Genomic DNA, 1,475 nt, shown 5'->3' with positions numbered 1-1,475 from the left:
GGCGCTGCGCGATTAACGCGATCCGCGGGTAAAATTTGGTTAAAAACACCATATTTTTGGGGTTTCGGGGCAGGGTGGGGCGCAGGGCTTCATGCTGCCCCGCGCCCTATGCTGCAGTGCGCGGCAAGACCCGATGCCAAGCCATCAACGTCAAAAAGTGTTTATAAATAAAGGTAAAGATGTCCCCCATTTTTGCATCTAAACCGATACGCGATTGGGGGCGAGTTTGCGAAGCCCTTAACAACATCGGTAAAAAAGGACCAAAAATGAACAAGATCGTTTCGACAGACTTCATCACGGATGATGTACAACGTCTGGTGCCCGTGGATGCAACCGCAACCACGCCAAAGAATGCCGCTGTTGCCAAGCTGATGAAAGCTTGGGAAGCGAAAACAACACAGCGCACTGCCAAGGGCGCTGGCCTGACACTGATGGCGCTCTCGCTGGCTGCTTGTAATGACGACAACACCACCGCCGCCGCGCCAACGACACCAACGACACCAACAACACCGGTGACGCCAGCTGGCCAAACCTTCACGCTCACTACAGGTCTTGATACCATTGTTGGTGGGACTGGTGCGGACTCGATCTCGGCAAGCAACACGACTTTGAATGCTGGCGACAGCGTTACTGGTGGCGCGGGTGCAGACGTCCTGGCAGTGTTCTCGTCGGCAGCAGCTACACTCGGTGGTTTCGTGGTGACTGGCGTCGAGACGATCAGTGCATCCTCGAACAGCGCCACTGCGACGGACGTTTTGTCTTTGAACCTCGGGAGCGTGACCGGTGAGACCGATCTGCGCGTGACGGGTTCGTCGTCCAGTGTAACTTTCACGAATACCGATAATATCGCAAACCTGACCTTGTCCTACAATTCTGCCGGTAACGTTATCGTTGCATACAATACGTCGACTATTGCCGGAACAGCAGACGTTCAGAGCCTCACAACAACCGACGCAACCAACGGTGTCGTTACGCTCGCTGGTATCGAAACAGTGAACATAGCAAACTCCGGCGTCTCGACTATCGCAACGCTGACAACGGCCGCTGCAACTACTGTGAACGTTACAGGCTCCGGCACCTTGACGCTGACTGACATCGACGACGTTACAACAACTCTGAACATGAGCGCCTTCACAGGCACGTCTGTGACGGGTGGCTACGGCGCCGTAAACATCGCTGTTACTGGTGGTACGGGAAACGATACCTTTATTGTGGACATGGCGAATATCACGTCGCTCGACACAATCACGGGTGGCACAGGTACAGATACACTGCGGATTAATGACTCGATGACGACCGCTGCTGACGTGGCTGGCATCACTGGTATTGAAGTCGTAGAGCTCCGCAACACCGGTACTGGTGCGAACGATGATACCGTTGATGCAAGCATTTTTGCAACGGCATCTATCAATATTCGCGTTGCCGACACCAACGACGGCACAAATGCAGAGCTGGTTACTGTCTCTAACGCTGGT

1 protein-coding gene is annotated in these 1,475 nt (G+C 54.1%); it reads left to right on the top strand.

The genetic code is table 11. The features are described 5' to 3' along the window. Positions 1-266 precede the first annotated feature (266 nt). Positions 267-1,475 (top strand): hypothetical protein (locus SKA53_RS00010; protein WP_007203961.1); only part of this gene is annotated, 1,209 nt, incomplete at its 3' end.

Source organism: Yoonia vestfoldensis SKA53, assembly GCF_000152785.1.
Taxonomy (GTDB): domain Bacteria; phylum Pseudomonadota; class Alphaproteobacteria; order Rhodobacterales; family Rhodobacteraceae; genus Yoonia; species Yoonia vestfoldensis_A.
This window is presented reverse-complemented; position numbering and strand designations above follow the sequence as displayed.